The sequence below is a fragment of the Nocardia sp. NPDC051030 genome, assembly GCF_040683015.1.
Taxonomy (GTDB): Bacteria; Actinomycetota; Actinomycetes; order Mycobacteriales; family Mycobacteriaceae; genus Nocardia.
On record NZ_JBFBCD010000007.1, the window covers coordinates 152,963 to 171,047 of the forward strand.

17 protein-coding genes are annotated in these 18,085 nt (G+C 66.3%); 9 read left to right on the forward strand and 8 right to left on the reverse strand.

Annotation, left to right across the window (positions count from 1 at the left end):
• Window positions 1–44 precede the first annotated feature (44 nt).
• Together AB0N05_RS24315 and AB0N05_RS24320 are read left to right on the forward strand one after the other, a co-directional pair.
• A complete protein-coding gene (locus tag AB0N05_RS24315; protein WP_364698131.1) occupies window positions 45–587 on the forward strand; it encodes a hypothetical protein in 543 nt (180 codons plus the stop codon).
• A 185-nt stretch (window positions 588–772) separates the two neighbouring features.
• The gene (locus AB0N05_RS24320) at window positions 773–1,387 is read left to right on the forward strand and encodes a dihydrofolate reductase family protein (RefSeq protein ID WP_364698132.1); all 615 of its coding nucleotides are present in this window, start codon (window positions 773–775) and stop codon (window positions 1,385–1,387) included.
• A gap of 69 nt (window positions 1,388–1,456) precedes the next feature.
• On the opposite strand, the gene clpX is transcribed toward AB0N05_RS24320, so the two are convergent.
• From clpX to AB0N05_RS24345, 5 genes are all read right to left on the reverse strand, one after another.
• A complete protein-coding gene (gene clpX, locus AB0N05_RS24325) occupies window positions 1,457–2,740 on the reverse strand; it encodes an ATP-dependent Clp protease ATP-binding subunit ClpX (protein ID WP_364698133.1) in 1,284 nt (427 codons plus the stop codon).
• Window positions 2,741–3,042: 302 nt separating this feature from the next.
• Complete coding sequence (locus tag AB0N05_RS24330) at window positions 3,043–3,663, reverse strand: ATP-dependent Clp protease proteolytic subunit (RefSeq protein ID WP_364698399.1); 621 nt, start codon at window positions 3,661–3,663, stop codon at window positions 3,043–3,045.
• Window positions 3,664–3,756: 93 nt separating this feature from the next.
• Complete coding sequence (locus AB0N05_RS24335) at window positions 3,757–4,341, reverse strand: ATP-dependent Clp protease proteolytic subunit (protein ID WP_364698134.1); 585 nt, start codon at window positions 4,339–4,341, stop codon at window positions 3,757–3,759.
• 203 nt (window positions 4,342–4,544) lie between these two features.
• Window positions 4,545–5,948: a trigger factor gene (gene tig, locus AB0N05_RS24340; protein WP_364698135.1), complete on the reverse strand. Its 1,404-nt coding sequence runs from the start codon at window positions 5,946–5,948 to the stop codon at window positions 4,545–4,547.
• Window positions 5,949–6,110: 162 nt separating this feature from the next.
• Window positions 6,111–6,671 (reverse strand): FKBP-type peptidyl-prolyl cis-trans isomerase, encoded by a 561-nt coding sequence (locus AB0N05_RS24345; RefSeq protein WP_364698136.1) that lies wholly within the window; start codon window positions 6,669–6,671, stop codon window positions 6,111–6,113.
• A 262-nt stretch (window positions 6,672–6,933) separates the two neighbouring features.
• Here AB0N05_RS24345 and AB0N05_RS24350 point away from each other — a divergent pair, with 262 nt between their 5' ends.
• The 4 genes from AB0N05_RS24350 to AB0N05_RS24365 all read left to right on the forward strand — a co-directional run bounded on the left by AB0N05_RS24350 (window position 6,934) and on the right by AB0N05_RS24365 (window position 13,455).
• Complete coding sequence (locus AB0N05_RS24350) at window positions 6,934–7,296, forward strand: VOC family protein (RefSeq protein ID WP_364698137.1); 363 nt, start codon at window positions 6,934–6,936, stop codon at window positions 7,294–7,296.
• Window positions 7,297–7,409: 113 nt separating this feature from the next.
• The gene (locus AB0N05_RS24355) at window positions 7,410–8,993 is read left to right on the forward strand and encodes an MFS transporter (protein ID WP_364698138.1); all 1,584 of its coding nucleotides are present in this window, start codon (window positions 7,410–7,412) and stop codon (window positions 8,991–8,993) included.
• Window positions 8,994–9,136: 143 nt separating this feature from the next.
• Window positions 9,137–10,876, forward strand: coding sequence for a 3' terminal RNA ribose 2'-O-methyltransferase Hen1 (locus AB0N05_RS24360; protein WP_364698139.1), 1,740 nt, complete (start codon window positions 9,137–9,139; stop codon window positions 10,874–10,876).
• A complete protein-coding gene (locus AB0N05_RS24365) occupies window positions 10,876–13,455 on the forward strand; it encodes a polynucleotide kinase-phosphatase (protein WP_364698140.1) in 2,580 nt (859 codons plus the stop codon). Before AB0N05_RS24360 ends, AB0N05_RS24365 begins: the two co-directional genes overlap by 1 nt.
• Window positions 13,456–13,560: 105 nt before the next feature.
• Here the strand turns inward: AB0N05_RS24365 and AB0N05_RS24370 are convergent, their stop codons facing one another.
• Entirely contained in the window at window positions 13,561–14,040 is a 480-nt protein-coding gene (locus tag AB0N05_RS24370; RefSeq protein WP_364698141.1) for an NUDIX domain-containing protein, read from the reverse strand.
• A gap of 209 nt (window positions 14,041–14,249) precedes the next feature.
• On the opposite strand from AB0N05_RS24370, the gene AB0N05_RS24375 reads away from it, so the two are divergent.
• A complete protein-coding gene (locus tag AB0N05_RS24375) occupies window positions 14,250–15,038 on the forward strand; it encodes a hypothetical protein (protein ID WP_364698142.1) in 789 nt (262 codons plus the stop codon).
• 62 nt (window positions 15,039–15,100) lie between these two features.
• Here the strand turns inward: AB0N05_RS24375 and AB0N05_RS24380 are convergent, their stop codons facing one another.
• Complete coding sequence (locus AB0N05_RS24380; protein ID WP_364698143.1) at window positions 15,101–15,700, reverse strand: TetR/AcrR family transcriptional regulator; 600 nt, start codon at window positions 15,698–15,700, stop codon at window positions 15,101–15,103.
• 153 nt (window positions 15,701–15,853) lie between these two features.
• Between AB0N05_RS24380 and AB0N05_RS24385 the strand changes: the two genes are divergently transcribed.
• Window positions 15,854–16,783, forward strand: coding sequence for an alpha/beta hydrolase (locus AB0N05_RS24385; protein WP_364698144.1), 930 nt, complete (start codon window positions 15,854–15,856; stop codon window positions 16,781–16,783).
• Complete coding sequence (locus AB0N05_RS24390; RefSeq protein WP_364698145.1) at window positions 16,783–17,025, forward strand: hypothetical protein; 243 nt, start codon at window positions 16,783–16,785, stop codon at window positions 17,023–17,025. The genes AB0N05_RS24385 and AB0N05_RS24390 overlap by 1 nt, the downstream gene beginning before the upstream one ends.
• 118 nt (window positions 17,026–17,143) lie before the next feature.
• Here AB0N05_RS24390 and AB0N05_RS24395 read toward each other — a convergent pair whose 3' ends face one another.
• Entirely contained in the window at window positions 17,144–18,010 is an 867-nt protein-coding gene (locus AB0N05_RS24395) for a DUF1542 domain-containing protein (RefSeq protein ID WP_364698146.1), read from the reverse strand.
• Between the last annotated feature and the right edge of the window lie 75 nt (window positions 18,011–18,085).

The following is an 18,085-nucleotide window of genomic DNA, read 5'->3' on the forward strand; positions in this document are numbered from 1 at the left end:
AATTACGGTCAATGCATCGATTCGGCGACGGACGGAGGGGCCCGATGCGAATCTCATTGCGCGGCACCGGTGACGGTGTACAGGTGCGGATGCGCCTGGAGGTGAATCGGCGGCGCTGGCTGGCCCTGCTGATCATGCTCGGCATTCTGGCCGCTCAAGCGCTCATCATCGGACTGTGGGCGGTGATCGCGCCGGAGTCCTTCTACGACAGTTTCCCCGGGTTCGGGATGCACTGGGTCCGCGTGGACGGACCGTACAACCACCACCTGGCCGGTGATGTGGGGGCGTTCTTCCTCGGCATGGGGGCGGTCACCACGGCCGCGGTCGTGTACCGGGACAGTCTGCTCGGACGGGTGGCGGGGCTCGCCTGGATCGTATTCGGCGTACCGCACTTCCTCTACCACGCCTTCCACCGTCCCATGGACCTGAGCGGCGCGAGCTTCACACTCAGTCTCATTGGCGCACTGGCACTTCCGGTGCTCGGCCTGGCGTGCATGCTGGTCGCCCCGCGCGAACGCAACCCCATTCCGGAACCCCGGCCACTGAATCTGCGATTCACCCGCCGCGGCGGATCGCCGAACCGCTGAACTTCCTTGCCTTCTCACTCCGCAAGCCGATGAATTCCGTGGCACCGCACCGTCGTAACAGGTGAAGCAAGCGCACCGATTTTCGAAGCAACGGAGTAAAGGTTCAACGGCGAACCAAGAGGGTCAAGGACGATCCCCGCGACTCCGAGGGTGCGAGCCAGGATCAGCACGCACAGGAGCCCAGCATGGAACTCTCGGTCACCCAATTCCTCACCCTCGACGGCGTCTACCAGGCCCCCGGCGGCCCGGAAGAGGACTCCAGCGGGAAGTTCGCCCACGGCGGCTGGTCCGCACCCTATGGCGATGACGACTTCGGCGCATTCATGGTCTCCGTCTTCGATCGAGTCGACGCTTTCCTCCTCGGCCGCAAGACGTACGAGATCTTCGCGAGCTACTGGCCCCACCACAATGAGCCGGGCAATCCGATCGCGAACAAGCTGAACGACCTGCCCAAGTACGTACCGACCAATACCCTCGAACAGGCCGACTGGCCGGGCACCGAACTCCTGCACGGCGATCTGGTCAAAGAGGTCACCGAACTCAAGTCCCGCCCGGGCCGCGAACTCCAGGTCCACGGCAGCGGCAATCTCGCCCACACCCTGCTCGCCCACGGCCTGGTCGACACCCTGCACATCCTGACCTTCCCGGTCATCCTCGGCACCGGCAAACGCTTCTTCGCCGAGGGAGCCCAGCCCACCGGCTTCGACCTCACCGATTCCCGAGTCACCTCCAAGGGCGTGACCATCAGCAGCCTCCGCAAGACAGGCGCACCGACCTACGGCGACTTCGGCACGGACTAGACAGCGCCGAGCAGCCCAAACGAGAACGGCCCCGCGAGATGATCTCGCGGGGCCGTTTCGGTGGTCTGGTTACGCCGACTTCTCGCGGCGCTCCGGGCCGGACTGACGCTTGCGGGGAACGATGGTCGGAAGCACGTTGTCGTTCACCGTGTCGGCATTGACGACGACCTTCGCCACATCATCGCGGCTGGGGATGTCGTACATGACCGGGAGAAGGACTTCCTCCATGATGGCGCGGAGGCCACGGGCCCCGGTGCCACGCAGGATGGCCTGGTCCGCAACGGCTTCCAGGGCGTCCTGGGTGAATTCCAGGTCCACGCCGTCCATTTCGAACAGGCGGACGTACTGCTTCACCAGAGCGTTCTTCGGCTCGGCCAGGATCCGGACGAGGGATTCCTTGTCCAGGTTGGTGACCGAGGCGACGACCGGGAGGCGGCCGATGAATTCGGGGATGAGCCCGAACTTGATCAGGTCCTCCGGCATCACGTTCGCGAAGTGATCGGCGGTGTCGATCTCGGCCTTGGAGCGAACCTCCGCGCCGAAACCGATGCCGCGCTTGCCGACTCGATCTTGAACGATCCGCTCCAGGCCCGCGAACGCACCGGCAACGATGAAAAGCACGTTGGTGGTGTCGATCTGGATGAATTCCTGGTGCGGGTGCTTGCGGCCGCCCTGCGGAGGCACCGAGGCCTGCGTGCCCTCGAGGATCTTCAACAGCGCCTGCTGCACACCCTCGCCGGAGACGTCACGGGTGATGGACGGGTTCTCCGACTTGCGGGCGATCTTGTCGACCTCGTCGATGTAGATGATGCCGGTCTCGGCGCGCTTCACATCGTAATCGGCGGCCTGGATCAGCTTCAGCAGGATGTTCTCGACATCCTCACCGACGTAACCGGCTTCGGTGAGCGCGGTGGCGTCGGCGATCGCGAACGGCACGTTCAGCATTTTGGCCAGGGTCTGCGCCAGATACGTCTTACCGCAGCCGGTCGGACCCAGCATGAGAATGTTCGACTTGCCCAACTCGACCGTCTCGCCACGGGAGTCACGGCCCTTGTCGCCGGCCTGAATTCGCTTGTAATGGTTGTAAACCGCGACCGCGAGGTTTCGCTTCGCCGAGTCCTGACCGATCACGTACTGCTCGAGGAAGTCGCGGATCTCCGCGGGCTTCGGCAGCTCATCGAGTTTGACCTCGCTGGACTCTGCCAGCTCCTCCTCGATGATTTCGTTGCACAGATCGATGCACTCGTCGCAGATGTACACCCCCGGTCCCGCAATGAGCTTCTTGACCTGCTTCTGGCTCTTCCCGCAGAACGAGCACTTGAGCAGGTCGCCGCCATCACCGATGCGCGCCATCTCCTGGGTCCCTACTTCCTTGTCCGCGTGCAACCATCTGTCCCTTGGTTGCGGCGAGCCGCCTTCTTAGAGCGTAAGCCGTGACCCCTGAGTTTGCGGATCCGGCTTTTCGGCTGATCTATCCCACACGCCGTTTCTATCTAAAAGGCAGAGCCGACAACCACGAGCAAAGGTCCCTAGAGTGACCGTACCCGCTTCCGCCGACCGAGGTCGACAACTTGGGCACGTTTCTCGCCGGACGTGTGCCTTGATTCACCCCTGCCCGGGGTGGCGGGTACGCATGACCCCGCCACCCGACGGCATTACTTCTGCGCGCTGAGCTTGCGGTACTCGAACACCGTGTCGATGATCCCGTACTCGGCGGCCTCGGCGGCGGTGAGGATCTTGTCGCGATCGGTGTCCTTGCGGATGGTGTCCGCGTCCTTACCGGTGTGGTGAGCCAGCGTGGTCTCCATGAGGCGACGCATGCGCTCGATCTCCGCGGCCTGGATCTCCAGATCCGAGACCTGACCCTGGATACCGCCCGAGGTGGACGGCTGGTGGATCAGCACACGGGCATTCGGCAGCGCGGCGCGCTTGCCGGGGGCGCCGGCGGCGAGCAGCACGGCGGCGGCCGAGGCGGCCTGGCCCAGGCAGACGGTCGCGACATCGGCGCGCACGTACTGCATGGTGTCGTAGATGGCCATCAGCGCGGTGAACGAGCCACCGGGCGAGTTGATGTACATCGTGATGTCGCGGTCCGGGTCAAGGGATTCCAGCACCAGCAGCTGCGCCATGATGTCGTTCGCGGAGGTGTCGTCCACCTGCGCGCCGAGGAAGATGATGCGCTCCTCGAACAGCTTGTTGTACGGGTTGGACTCCTTGACACCGAAGCTCGAGTGCTCGACGAACGACGGCAGGATGTAGCGCGACTGCGGCGCCATACCGCCGGCGGCGGCGAAGGTGATGCCCGCGCCCCGCGGGTCCATCATGTTCGACATATGCGTCTCCAAAAGTCTGTGTGGTGGGCAGCGGGACTAGCTGTTGCCGTTCGCCTGACGCGCGTGCGTGATCACCTGATCGATGAACCCGTACTCGAGCGCCTCGGTGGCGGTGAACCAGCGGTCGCGGTCGGCATCGGCGGTGACCTGCTCGATCGACTTGCCGGTGAACTGCGACTGGAGCTCGTTCATCTCACGCTTGGTGTAGGCGAACTGCTCGGCCTGGATCGCGATATCCGCGGCCGAACCACCGATGCCCGCGGAGGGCTGGTGCATCATGATCCGCGCGTGCGGCAGGGCGAAACGCTTGCCCTTGGTGCCCGCGGCGAGCAGGAACTGACCCATGGAGGCGGCCAGGCCCATGCCGACCGTCCGGATGTCGCACTCGGCGAATTCCATGGTGTCGTAGATCGCCATACCGGCGGTCACCGAGCCACCCGGGGAGTTGATGTAGAGCGAGATGTCCCGGGTCGCGTCCTCGGCCGACAACAGCAGGATCTGCGCGCAGAGCTTGTTGGCGATGTCATCGTCGACCTGGGTGCCCAGGAAGATGATTCGGTTCTGCAACAGTCGCTCGTACACCGAATCACTGAGGTTCAGACCAGCAGTCGCGGATGTCATCTGCACCCCTGCCTGATTACTTGTCACGGATACCTGCCCTCTCTCACCGGCTCGGTCCACGAGCCCTACCGATCACTTGGGTGTTCCAGCGCTGACACTGACCCTAACGAAGCAGGGCGGCACCGAACTCCCGGTACCGCCCTGCTTCGCTCACAGCGCAAAACTACAACGCGCTCGCGCTCGTAGTTCGCTTAGGCCTGTTATTACTTGACCTCGGCCTCGTCGGCCTCGGTCGCATCGGCGACGGTGGCCAGCTCTTCGGCCGAAACCTCTTCGGCTTCCGCGGCCGGGTTGCCGAACATCTCGGTGGTGTCCACGGTGTTGCCGGCGGTGTCGGTGACGGCCGCCTGGACCACGACACCGGCGAGGGCCTTACCGCGGCGCACATCGGCGAAGACCGCGCCCAGCTGACCGGCCTGCTGGATCTGCTGGATGAACTGATCGGGCGACATGCCGTAGCGCTGCGCCTGGAAGATGATCCGCTCGTACAGCTCGTCCTGGCCGACCTGGGTGTTCTCCGCCTCGGCGATCGTGTCCAGCAGCAGCTGGGTCTTGACCGACTTCTCGGCGGACTCCTTGGTGTCCTTGTCGAACTCCTCACGCGAGGAGCCCTGGGCCTCGAGGGCCTCGGCCAGCTTGGCCTCGTCGTGGTCGAAGCCGTGCACGGCATCGTGCAGCACGGCGTCGATCTCGGCCTGGACGACCTTCTCGGGCAGCGGGATCTCGACGGTCTCCAGCAGGGTCTCGAGGACCTTGTCGCGGATGGCGCCGGCCTGCTCGACCTTCTTGACGCGCTCGACGCGGCCCTTCAGGTCTTCCTTCAGCTCGTCGATGGTGTCGAATTCGCTTGCCAGCTGGGCGAAATCGTCATCGGCCTCGGGCAGCTCGCGCTCCTTGACGGACTGCACGGTGACCTTGATGACGGCGTCCTTGCCGGCGTGCTCGCCCGCGACCAGCTTGGAGGTGAAGTCCTTGGACTCCTCCGCCTTCAGGCCGATCAGGGTCTCGTCCAGGCCCTCGATGAGCTGGCCCGAACCGACCTCGTGCGACAGACCGGTGGTGGAGGCCTCTTCGACCTCGACGCCGTCGACGGTGGCCGACAGGTCGATGGAGACGAAGTCGCCGTCCTGGATCGCGCGCTCGACGGCATTCAGGGTGCCGAAGCGCTGACGCAGCGAGTTCAGCTGCTCCTCGATGTCCGCATCGGTGATCTCGATCGGATCGACGGTGACGGCGATCGTGTCGAAGGCCGGCAGGGCGATCTCGGGACGCACGTCGACCTCGGCGGTGAAGGCCAGCTCCTCGCCGTCCTCGATCTTGGTGATCTCGATCTCCGGCTGGCCGATGACCTTCACGTTCTCGGCCGTGACGGCCTCGCTGTAGCGCTTCGGGAGCACATCGTTGACGACCTGCTCGAGAACGGCGCCGCGACCCACACGGGCTTCGAGAAGCTTGGCGGGCGCCTTGCCCGGGCGGAAACCGGGGATCCGGATCTGCTGCGCGAGCGCCTTGTAAGCCTTGTCGAAGTCCGGCTTCAGCTCCTCGAAGGGCACCTCGACGTTAATCCGGACCCGGGTCGGGCTCAGCTGCTCGACGGTGCTCTTCACGGACATGCTCCTTGTTCGTTGTTCATGGTTGACGTCTAGGTTCCCCCCGAACGCATCCCGACCAGGTTAGTTGACGGGTCCGGGAGACGTGTAACCGGTCACGGCACATGCCGAGATGACGACCGGTTGGATGGGCGGTCGCCCTGGTACAGCGCGCGAGCCTCAGCTACCGACCTTGACGGCGTCGGTGACGAAGACCAGGGTCTCGTTCGGCTTCATGCCACCGCGGCTGCTCGCACCGTAGCCCAGATCCGGCGGCACGATCAGTAGGCGGCGCGCGCCCTGCTGCACGCCGATCAGGCCTTGATCCCAGCCCTGGATGACCTTGCCCTGGCCGAGCTTCAGATCGAAGGTTTCGCCGCGATCGAAGGAGCTGTCCAGCTTCTTCTTGTCCGACCAGGTGATCAGGGTGTAATTCATCTTCAGGCTCTGCCCGGAGGCGGCACCCGGGCCGCTGCCCTCGACCAGATCCTTGACGATCAGCTGCTTGGGCGGATCGCAGTCGGTCGGGATGGTGATCTTCGGTGCGGTGCCGAAACCACCGTCCACCTTGATGTCCTCGGCGGTGCATTCACGCCCGGCGCTGGCCGGCTTGGCCTGCGAGGTGGAGGCCGTCGTCTTGGCCGTCGAAGTCTCCGACGCCTTGCTGTCGTCGCTGCTCCCACAGCCCGCCAGCATGAGCGCGGCCGCCGCGACCATGCCGATCTTGCCCACCAAGCGCATTCCCGCTCCTGTTCGCCGAGTCTGTCGAATGACAACAGCCGCCGAACCTACACGAGTTCGTTAACTCCGGGATTAACCACCGTTTCGGACTTCGCCGTTGTTCGCGGGGCGGTTGCGCTCGATGCTTGAACCCTACCGTCGGCATGGGGCCGACGGGCCGGATGAGGAGTTCGAACATGACCGGGGCATCGGCCGAATATGCAGCGAGACAGACGAATTCACAGGGAGGCGGGTTGCGGTCGTGAATATTGTCGGCTCGGCAGTGAACCTGACCGTCGCCGACCCCGCCGCCTCCAGCGAATTCTTCGGAACCCACCTCGGCTTCCGGGAACTCGTGGCGACCGACGACTTCATCTACCTAGGGCGCGATGACGCGACCACCGAGATCATGCTGGAACGGACCGATCTGGAAAGGCCGCCGCCACCGGTCCTGCGGCCCAGCGGTGTGACGGTGTCGTTCACGGTCACCGGCATCGACGACGAGCACGAACGATTGCGCCGCGAAGGCGCGAATATCACCGGGCCGCTGGTCCGATTGCCCGGCGGTGAATGGCGAATGCTGCTGACCGATCCCAATGGCGTGGTCGTACAGCTCGTCGAATGGACGCCGCCCGCCGGGGCGTAGTCACCAGAAACTCAGCACTTCAAAACTCGGCAATTCCCTTGAACCGGGCGCACATTCGTGTGTCCGGGCGATCTCCCGCGTCTTCAGGACGCCTTTGCTCCAAAGGAAAGACCATGGCCCAGCCGATACCCAACGGGTTATCCCCCAACGCCGATGACACAGCGCCGGAACGCAATCCACGCCGCTGGTGGATTCTCATCGTGCTCTGCCTGAGCACGCTGGTGCTCGTCGTCGACAATATGGCGCTGTCGGTGGCGGTGCCGTCGCTGGCGCGCGACCTCGACGCGAGCGCCCAGGATCTCCAGTGGATTCTGGACTCCTACATTCTCGTTTTCGCCGGTCTGTTGCTCACCTCCGGCAGCCTCGGCGACCGGTACGGGCGGCGCAAGATCATGCTGATCGGCCTCGCGGTATTCGGGGTGGCCTCGCTGGTGGGCACGCTCGCCACCAATCCGGCCGAGCTGATCGGCGCGCGCGTGGCCATGGGCATCGGTGGCGCGCTCATCATGCCGTCCACGCTGTCCATCCTGATCACCGTTTTCGAGGAGGACGAGCGGCGCAAGGCCATGTCGCTGTGGGGTGCGGTCTGCATGCTCGGCCTGATCGGCAGCCCGATCCTCGGCGGCACGCTGATCGCCCACTTCTGGTGGGGCTCCATCTTCCTGATCAATGTGCCGGTCGCCGCGCTGGCCATTGTCGCCGCCCTCATGCTCATGCCGGAATCCACCGGGCCGTGGCAGCAGCCCGATCCGCTGGGCGCGGTGCTGTCGGTGGTCGGTATGACGGCGCTGGTGTGGACCATCATCGAAATGCCGCGCGAGGGGCTCAGCGGGCGCACGCTCACCGGGCTCGTGGTCACCGTGGTGGCGCTGGCCGGATTCGTGGTGTGGGAGATGCGGACTCCGTATCCGATGGTGCCGCTGAAGCTGTTCCGGAACCGGGATTTCAGTGGCGGCAGCATGTCATTGACGCTGGTGCAGGTCGGCAATGGCGGTCTGCTGCTGGCGCTCACCCAGTACCTGCAATTCGTGCTCGGCTACTCGCCCTTGCGGGCGGGCATGGCGTTCATTCCGATGGCGGTGGCCTCACTGGTATTCAATGGCGTGGGTGCGGGACTCGGGCCGAAGATCGGCAATCGGGTGCTCGCGGTGCTGGGCCTGACCATCATGGCGGCGGGTTCGCTGCTGCTGGCCCAGCTGGAAGCCGACAGCGGGTTCGGGCCGGTGGCACTGGCTTTGGTGGCGTTCGGTATGGGTAGCAGCCTGGCCATGCCCGCCGCCATCTCGGCCATCATGGGTGCGGTGCCGCCGGAGCAGGCCGGTGTCGGGTCGGCGCTCAACGACACCATTCAGCAGGCCGGTGCGGCGCTGGGCGTCGCGATTCTCGGCAGCATTCTGACCAGCCGATTCACCGAGGCTATGCCGGACGGCACGCCGGAAGCCGCCAATGCCTCCATCGGCGATGCGCTGAATGTGGCGGCGAGCACCGGGGATTCGGCGCTGATCGGCACGGCGCGCGAGGCCTTCGCGACGGCCATGCACGGCAGCTTCCTGGCCGGAGCCGCGGGTATCGCGGCCGCCGCCGTGCTCGCGCTGGTCACGCTGCGCGGTCACCAGCCCGCACCGGACGAGGCCGAGCATGTGGAGGGCGTCGAACCGGAGGAGGGCGAGTTGGTCGAGGCGGGATACCGACGCTGATTCCCGGCATTCACCACTCGATCCGGCGGTAATGCGGGGGTCGGTTCGGAGCAATTCGAACCGACTCCCGCAACTGCTTTTTCCCGGCGTTTCTGGACTGGAATTGGTTTGCGGGCGGCTAGTTCGTAAGAGAGCATCTCAGAGTGCTGCTCACAATTTCCTGTACGCGCCCCGACAATGCCGACTGGCCGGCGAGCGATCTCGGCTACCTGCTGCACAAAAACCCTGCGCGCATACAGACATTCGAGCAGTCCTACGGCGTCGCCCATGTCCTGTACCCCGAGGCGTCCGACGAGCGCTGCACCGCGGCCCTCATGCTGGAGATCGATCCCATCCGCCTCGTGCGCGGAAAGCCCAAGGGAACCCCCGATTTCAGCCTCGGCCAGTACGTGAACGACCGCCCCTACGCGGCCTCCTCACTCCTGGCCGTGGCGATCTCGACCGTCTTCGGCACGGCAATGCACGGCCGCTGCAAACAGCGCCCCGAACTCGCCGAAACCCCGCTCCCCCTGCACATCGACCTCCCCGCGGTGCCCTGCAAGGCGGGCCTGGACGCTGCCGAGCGGGTTTTCGCACCCCTCGGCTGGACCGTCGTGGCCACTCCCCTCCCCCTCGATCCGGCCTTCCCGGAGTGGGGTGACTCCCACTACATCCGCCTCGAACTGACCGGCACCCTGCGCCTGTCCGAGGCCCTCTCCCACCTGTACGTCCTGCTGCCCGTCCTCGACGGCAGCAAGCATTACTGGCTCTCCTCCGACGAAATCGACAAGCTCCTCCGAGTAGGCGAAGGCTGGCTCGCCACCCACCCGGACCGCACCTGGATCACCCGCCGCTACCTGTCCCGCCGCCACTCCCTCGTCCAGGAGGCCCTCGCCCGCCTCGCCGAGTTGGACGACACCGAACCGGAGGAACTCGGCGCGGTCGACGACGGCCTCGACGAGTTCGTCGACATGGCCGAGATCGCCGCACCGCCTTCGGATACAACGGTTTCCGAGTCAGCCGAGCAGGCCACGGCCGTCGTGGGCGCGAACTCCGATGCCGCGCAGGCCGAGCGGGAGGGTTCGGCCGCAGCGGCAACTCCGGGCGGCGATGCATTCTCCAGCGGCGCGGCCACTCTCACAGGCGCGGTGGCCGGAGTCGACGTCGGGTCGACCGGCGCTGGGCTCGCTGCGGGCACCGGTGATACCAGGCAGGCTGTCGCGGATGCGGGTGTCGCGGCGGAGGCTGCTGGTTCGGCGCGGGAGCGGACGCCGTTGGCGGTGGCTCGGCGGGCGGCGGTGATTCGGGCGCTGCGTGAGGTGGGGGCCGGGCGGGTGTTGGATCTCGGGTGTGGGCAGGGGGTTCTGTTGCGGGAGATGGTGACCGATCGGGCTTTTACCGAGATCGTGGGGATTGATGTGTCGGTGCTGGCCTTGCGGATCGCCAAGCGGCGGCTGCAGCGGCTGCCCGAGTTTCAGGCTCGGCGGGTCACGGTGCGGCAGGGTGCGCTCACGTATACGGATGCCTCGCTGCGGGGGTATGACGCTGCCGTGTTGATGGAGGTGATCGAGCATATGGATCTGCCTCGGCTGGGGGCCTTGGAGCAGGCGGTGTTCGGGGCGGCTGCGCCGGGTGCCGTGATCGTTACTACGCCGAACTCGGAATACAACGTGCGGTATGAAGGGATGGAGCCGGGGGCGTTTCGGCATTCGGATCACCGATTCGAGTGGGACCGTGCGGAATTCGCGGCATGGGCGCGGGGGGTCGGTGAGAAATATGGGTATGGCGTGCGATTCGTGCCTGTCGGTGAAGTCGACCCCGAGTTGGGGGCATCGACGCAGATGGCGGTGTTCACACGGAATGGCAAGCAGGTTGGCGACAGCGATGAGAAAGGGGCCGCGTAATGGCTGAGCTGTCCATTCCGGTGCTGTCGCTGGTCGTCTTGATCGGCAGCACCGGGTCGGGGAAATCCACGTTCGCGCGCAAGCACTTTCCGGCCTCGGCGGTGCTGTCCTCGGATGCGTATCGCGGGCTGGTGAGCGATGACGAGAACGATCAGTCGGCCACGCCCGAGGCCTTCGCGCTACTGCATCACGTGGCAGGAGTGCGGCTGCGGCGCGGACTGCGGACCGTGATCGACGCCACCAATGTGCAGCCCAAGGCGCGCCAGCAGCTCATCGAACTGGCGCGCAGCCACGATGTGCTGCCGGTCGCGATCGTGCTGGACGTGCCCGAACAGGTGTGTGTGGAACGCAATGCGGGACGGCCGGATCGCGCCGATCTGGGGCGGCACGTGGTGGCGCGGCAGCAGCGGGATCTGCGGCGCAGCCTGAAATTCCTGGAGCGCGAAGGGTTCCGGAAGCTGCACGTGCTGCATGGGACCGAGGAAATCGATGCCGCCACCCTGGTGGATGAGCGGCTGTGGAACGACCGCACGGATCTCACCGGGCCGTTCGATGTGATCGGCGACGTGCACGGCTGCCGGTCCGAACTGGAGACGCTGCTGGGCGAACTCGGCTATGAGCTCGGACGCGATGAGGCCGGGCGCGCGGTGGACGCGCGGCACCCGCAGGGCCGGACCGCCCTGTTCGTCGGCGACCTGGTGGATCGCGGGCCGGATACGCCCGGCGTACTGCGACTCGTCATGGGCATGGTGGAATCCGGTAATGCGCTGTGCGTCACCGGAAATCACGAATTCAAGCTGGTGCGCGCCCTGGACGGCCGCAAGGTCAAGGTGGCGCACGGACTGGCCGAGTCACTGGCCCAGTTCGAGGGCGAGGACGCCGAATTCCGCAAGACCGCACAGGAATTCATGCGCGCCCTGGTCAGCCACTATGTGCTCGACAAAGGCAAGCTGGTCATCGCGCACGCGGGACTGAAGGAGGAGTACCACGGCCGCACCTCGGGACGGGTGCGCGAATTCGCCATGTACGGCGAATCCACCGGGGAGACCGACGATTACGGGCTGCCGGTGCGCTACCCGTGGGCCAATGACTATCGCGGCAAGGCACTGGTGCTCTACGGCCACACGCCGATGGCCGAACTCCAGTGGGTGAACAACACCCTCTGCCTGGACACCGGCGTCGTGTTCGGCGGCAAACTCACCGCCCTGCGCTATCCGGAGCGGGAACCGGTTTCGGTTCCGGCGGAAAAGGTGTGGTTCGAGCCCACCCGGCCGCTGGAGGCACCCGGTTTCGTCACCGATAACGGTGTGGTGCACCGCGATCCCGGCGTGCTCGACCTGGACGACGTGATCGGCCGCCGCGTGGTGGAGACCAAGCACCTCGGCCGGGTCGGCGTCCAGGAGGACGCCGCCGCGGCCGCCCTGGAGGTCATGAGCCGCTTCGCCGTGGACCCGCGCTGGCTGGTGTACCTGCCGCCGACCATGTCGCCGTGCGCCACCTCGACCCTGGACGGCTATCTGGAACATCCGGCCCAGGCCTTCGAGTACTACCGCTCCGAGGGCGTGGACACCGTGGTGTGCGAGGAGAAGCACATGGGTTCGCGTGCGGTCGTGGTGGTTTCACGCTCGGCCGCGACCGCCCGGGACCGCTTCGGCGTCGAGGACGGCAGCACCGGCGCGATCTACACCCGCACCGGGCGACCGTTCTTCGACGATCCCGCGCAGACCGAGGCGCTGCTGGGCAAGGTCCGCGCCGCGGCCGAACAGGCCGGTCTGTTCGATGACCTGGCCACCGACTGGCTGCTGCTCGACACCGAACTCATGCCGTGGTCCGCCAAGGCCATGGGCCTGCTGCGCAACCAGTACGCGGCCGTGGGCACGGCGGCCCGCGCCTCCCTCGGCGCGGCCACCGAACTCCTGACCGCGGCCGCCGCACGGGGATTGGAGGTGGCCGACCTCGCCGACCGCACCACCGCGCGCCGCACCGACGCGGACGCCTTCACCACCGCCTACGGCCGCTACTGCTGGCCCGTCGACGGTCTCGAAGGCATCCGCCTCGCCCCGTTCCAGATCCTGGCCGCACACGGTGCGAACCATGCTGTGCGCGACCACAACTGGCACCTGGAGCGGATCGACCGCCTGACCGCCGCCGCCCCGGACCTCTTCACCCCCACCAAGCGCCTGCTGGTGAACCTCGCCGACTCCGACAGCGAGGCCACCGCCACCGCCTGGTGGACCGGCCTGACATCGGCGGGCGGCGAAGGCATGGTGGCCAAACCACTCGGCTCCCTGGTCACCGGTACCGGCACCCGCAGCAATCGCCCGGTCCAGCCCGGCGTGAAATGCCGTGGCCCGGAATACCTCCGGATCATCTACGGCCCGGAATACCTGCGCCCCGACCACCTCACCCGCCTGCGTCAGCGTGGCCTGGGTGGCAAGCGGTCCCTCGCCCTGCGCGAATACGCCCTCGGCCTGGAAGCCCTGGACCGGTTCGTCGCCGACGAACCGCTCTGGCGAGTCCACGAGGCCGTCTTCGCCGTCCTGGCCTTGGAAACCGAGCCGGTCGACCCGCGCCTGTGAGGCCCCGCGTCGAATGCTGTTGCAGGCCTTCCCAACAGTTGCAGGCCTTACAACCCATGCAACTGTCGAGAAGGCCTGCACCTATGCGGTTCGGCGGCGAGGGGGTTACGCGGGTGGGGTGAGGTGTTCGACGAGGCGGTCGAGGAAGGGGCGTTGACCCTTGCCCAGCTTTTCGTGGGCGACTTCGGGGGTGAACCACTCGGCGCGGTCGATCTCCGGGAATTCGGCCATGCGGCCGGAGCGTGGGGGCCATTCCATTTCGAAGGTGCCGGGGGCTACGTCGGCGGGGTCGAGGTCGCCCTCGACGGCCCAGACGGTGACTTGCTTCTTGCCTTTGCCGCTGCCGTATTCGACCTCGCCGAGGGGGATCCACTCGCCCTCGGGGACGGGAAGGCCGAGCTCCTCGGTGAATTCGCGGGCGGCGGCGGACTTGTGGTCCTCGGCGGGGTCGAGTTCGCCCTTGGGGATGGACCAGGCGGCGGCATCCTTCTTGGCCCAGAGCGGGCCGCCCATATGTCCGAGCAGCACTTCGAGACCGGAGGTGCGGCGGAACAGGAGGACTCCCGCGCTGTGTCTGAGGCTCATTCCAGCAGTCTGCCGGTTCGGCTCACGGCGGCATACGGCGGGCGGTACGGTGGGCGACACTGCGGCGAACCGGTCGGACGAATAGTTTTTCGATCATTTCCGGTTGAAATCCGCTGCTTTTCGCGCGACCGAAACGTTCTCCGCGCCTATGCCTTCCATTAAGCTCCGTGAGTTGGATCAGCCCCACCTGATGACGGATTGGATACCGCATGGAGTTCCGCAGCGCCACCGCGGCAGCCACCTTGGTGATCGGCGCACTGACCGCGGCAACCGGCCTGGCTAATGCCGAGCCCACAGCCCCGCAGCGCCTGGCCTATTCGGCGAAGCTCGTGGACAAGACGGTCGTCACCACACTGAAGGGTGGCACCTTCGAACTTTCGCACGCACTCGGCAGCGACCTCGCCGCCGGTGGCAATGACCGGCTCACCGAACGGGACGGCATCGTCCTCGGCCACGACGGCGCGCCCGCCGATATCGCCGATGTGGTGAATGTGGTCGATGTCAAGGACGGTGACGGCAAGGTGCTGCTCACCCTCCCGCTCGAATTCCACCTGGCCGGCGTCACCGTGCCGGTCAAGCCCGAGGTGCAGAAGGACGGCACCGTCCTGGCCCTCACCCCCGATAAGCCCGCCGGTGTGTCCATCTCCCAGCCGATCTCGGTGAAACCCGTGGCCTCCTCGCTGGAGAACACCCGCGCGCTCAATGATTTCAGCAGCCAATTCGGGCTGGCCACCACCATCGGCACCTTCATCGGCACCGCGGTCGGCGCCACCATCGGCTGCATTGTCACCCTGGTGGCGGGCTGCATTCCCGGCCTCACCACCGGCGCCAGCGCGGGCGGCATCATCGGTTCCATCGCCGTGGGCGGCCCCACCTTGATCGCGGCGGGCATCGACCTGCTGACCACCATGCAGGCCGCCGACGGCACCACCAAGTGGGCCGATAAGCCGAAAACCGAACAGCCCCAAGCCCAACCCCAGGCCGAACAGCCGAAGTAACCATCTCTACGCATGCGGCACCCGCCACCAGGCGGGTGCCGCATTGCTATTTCCGCAGGCGGCTATTTCTGCAAGCGCAAGCCGTCGAGCAGCGCGAGGATGGTGGGCTCGGTCTCGGCACGGGCCGCTTCGGGATCTGGGGAGCTGGCGATGAACAGGGCCGCCTCGCCCAGGGCGGACAGGATCATGAGAGCCATTGGGCGCGTGGAGAGATCGCCGCGCAGGACGCCCGCGCTGATTCCCGATTCCAAACCGGCCATGACGAGGCCCAGGCCGTATTTCTCGTCGAGGGCACGCCATTCCTGCCAGCCCAGGACCGCGGGGGCGTCGATGAGCGCGATGCGCACTCGCTCCGGTTCGACGCAGGAGAGCAGGAAGGTTCGCAGGCCGGTCTGCAGGCCGGTCAAGGGATCCGTGGGGGGCGCGGCCGACATATCGTCCGCGACCTGTTGCAGGATTTCCTGCTGCACCTGTTCGTAGACGGCGCGGAAGAGATCCTGTTTGTCCTTGAACTGGTGGTAGAGCGCGCCGCGCGAACTGCCGGCCCGCTCGACGATCTCGGGGGTGCCGACCGCCGCGTATCCGCGTTCGGCGAAGAGCTCACGCGCCGCGGCCACCAAGCCCGCTCTGGTCGACTCGGATCGTTCGGCCTGTCTCGCCATTGCCGCCTTTCGTGCTGTGCGCGCCCGCCCACGCTGGTCCCGGACCCGTTTCGGCTCGTCTCCGGCATCGTATCGCGGCGCTATTGAAAACAGGCAGCCTGTTTGTTAGCTTGGAAAGACATTCACTGTCACTGACTCAGGGGAGTTATTCAGATGACGGACCTCACCATCGAAGAACGCGCCACCTGGCGCCATTCCGATCTCGGCGAGCGTTTCGAGCTCGCACTGCCCGAGGGCAGGATCGACGTATTCCGAAGGGGCGCGGGCGAACCGATCGTGTTCGTGCACGGCGTCCTGGTCAATGCCAATCTGTGGCGCAATGTCGTACCGCGATTGGCCGACGAATTCCAGTGCACGACACTCGATCTGCCGCTCGGATCGCACGCACGGCCACTACCCGATGCCGACCTCACCCTGCCCGGACTGGCTCGGCTGGTCGTCGGCGCGCTCGAGGCCATGCGAGTGGGGCCGGTGACGCTGGTCGGCAATGACAGCGGCGGCGCGGTCTGCCAACTGGTGGCCGCGACCCGTCCGGACCTGATCAAACGGCTCGTGCTCACCTCCTGCGATGCGTATGAGAACTTTCCGCCACCCGCATTCGGCTTCCTGAAGCTCCTCGCGAGCACGCCCGGAGCCGTGGCCGCACTGGCCGCGGGGCTACGACTCCGAGCCGTCCAGCGGCTGCCGATCGCCTACGGCTGGTTGACCTTCCGGCCCATCGACCGCGACGCGAGCGACTCCTACGCACTCCCGCCGAGTGCGGTGCCGGGCATTCGCGACGACCTGCGGCGACTCCTACGCGGGCTCGACAAGCGGCATACGCTCACCGCGGCACGGTCATTCGCCGGATTCGTCCGGCCGGTGCTGCTCGCCTGGTCGGCCGACGACCGATTCTTCCTGCCGCGCTACGCGACACGCATGGCCGAGGACTTCCCGAACGCCCGAATCGAATGGATTCCCGACGCACGCACCCTCTCCCCCGAGGATCAGCCCGCGCTACTGGCCACCGCCATCTCCACCTTCATCGGCGAGAATCCCAGTGCGCTAGTGCGCAACCCGGCCCCCGCGCGCGAGGATGCGTGATGACCACCCGCGAACTGCCCGCCCTCGACGGCGTCGAACATCGCTTCCTCGATGTCGAGGGTCTGCGCATGCATGTGGCGCTGACCGGCACCCGCGATCCACTGTTGTCGATCACCCTGATGTCCGAATTCGGCGCTCACGCAACCGATCTACAGGTGCAGGCACTGGAGAACGTCGGCCACTTCCCCGCCACGGAGCAACCCGCCCAGGTGGTCGAGCGCGCCCTGCAATTCCTCGGCTGACCCGCCTGTCCCTCCGAAGGGGGGAGGGACATACGAGTCGGATCCGATCGAGCATGCAGTGGTGCAGGCATTCACCGGGAAAAGCCTTGCACCACTGCATGCTCAGCGTTGTTCTTGGTTAGAAGTCGCCGCCGCCATCGAAGCCGCCGCCATCGAAGCCACCACCGTCGAAACCGCCTGTGTCGTAACCGGGGTCGGTGTAGCCGGGGTCGTAGGCGGCGTTGTCGTAGCCTGCCTGATCGGTGCCGCCATTGGGGTCGCCGCCGTCGTAGCCGCCGCTGTTGTCGTTGTAGCCGTTGTCATTTCCGGCATCCAGGCCTGCCTGGTAGCCGTCGCCGTAGCCGTAGCCGTTTTCGAAGGCGGCGGAGTCATAACCGACGCCGCCCATTCCGTCGAAGAGGGCATCGAAGAGGAGGACAGAGCCGATGCCCCACGCGCCCGCGACCAAGGCGGTCTTCCACCAGGGTTCGGAGTACCAACCGGCGGGAACGGGGCGGCCCGCCACTCGACCGCCCGGGTAGTAGTTCGGGGTCGAGGCCGAAGGGGTGGGCGAGGCTTCGATGCGGCGGCCGTCGTAATCGATCGCACGATCCTCGGTGACCTTGCCCGCGCTGCGCTGCCCGTCGAGCTCGGGAACCGCGGGGCCGGGGTCCATGCCCATGGCGGCGCGGGCGGCGCTCACGTAGTAGAGGCCTTCCAACGCAGTCTCTTTGGCGAGACGGGCTTGGGCGGGGGTGGTGGCCTGCTCGATTTGAGATCCGGCGGCATTGAACCGCTCCCCCGCGTCGGCCAGGGCTTGGCGGGAAGGCTCGTCACTGCCGGTGAGGTTGTAGACCTGTCCACCGAGCCGTTCGATCACCCGCCGGGCATCGGCCTTGGCATCGGCGAGCTGGGTGTTCGAGCGGGACTTCTGCGCCCGGTTCACCACCACGACCCCGAGCAGCACAACCACCATGACGATTAGCAGAACCACAATCGTAGCCACGGCAACCAGCGTACGCGGCAGGATTTGCCCGACCATTGCCACGCTGAGCGGTCGACTCCACCTAGGTCTCTGGCA

Bases quoted from the DNA above. Each gene is read 5' to 3' on its own strand.
- AB0N05_RS24365 (WP_364698140.1), top strand. From the start codon at position 10,876: ATGGCTGAGCTGTCCATTCCGGTGCTGTCGCTGGTCGTCTTGATCGGC.
- AB0N05_RS24335 (WP_364698134.1), bottom strand. From the start codon at position 4,341: ATGACATCCGCGACTGCTGGTCTGAACCTCAGTGATTCGGTGTACGAG.
- AB0N05_RS24355 (WP_364698138.1), top strand. From the start codon at position 7,410: ATGGCCCAGCCGATACCCAACGGGTTATCCCCCAACGCCGATGACACA.
- AB0N05_RS24390 (WP_364698145.1), top strand. From the start codon at position 16,783: ATGACCACCCGCGAACTGCCCGCCCTCGACGGCGTCGAACATCGCTTC.
- AB0N05_RS24385 (WP_364698144.1), top strand. From the start codon at position 15,854: ATGACGGACCTCACCATCGAAGAACGCGCCACCTGGCGCCATTCCGAT.
- AB0N05_RS24380 (WP_364698143.1), bottom strand. From the start codon at position 15,700: ATGGCGAGACAGGCCGAACGATCCGAGTCGACCAGAGCGGGCTTGGTG.
- AB0N05_RS24315 (WP_364698131.1), top strand. From the start codon at position 45: ATGCGAATCTCATTGCGCGGCACCGGTGACGGTGTACAGGTGCGGATG.
- clpX (WP_364698133.1), bottom strand. From the start codon at position 2,740: ATGGCGCGCATCGGTGATGGCGGCGACCTGCTCAAGTGCTCGTTCTGC.
- AB0N05_RS24345 (WP_364698136.1), bottom strand. From the start codon at position 6,671: ATGCGCTTGGTGGGCAAGATCGGCATGGTCGCGGCGGCCGCGCTCATG.
- AB0N05_RS24320 (WP_364698132.1), top strand. From the start codon at position 773: ATGGAACTCTCGGTCACCCAATTCCTCACCCTCGACGGCGTCTACCAG.
- AB0N05_RS24330 (WP_364698399.1), bottom strand. From the start codon at position 3,663: ATGGCGCCGCAGTCGCGCTACATCCTGCCGTCGTTCGTCGAGCACTCG.
- AB0N05_RS24375 (WP_364698142.1), top strand. From the start codon at position 14,250: ATGGAGTTCCGCAGCGCCACCGCGGCAGCCACCTTGGTGATCGGCGCA.
- AB0N05_RS24370 (WP_364698141.1), bottom strand. From the start codon at position 14,040: ATGAGCCTCAGACACAGCGCGGGAGTCCTCCTGTTCCGCCGCACCTCC.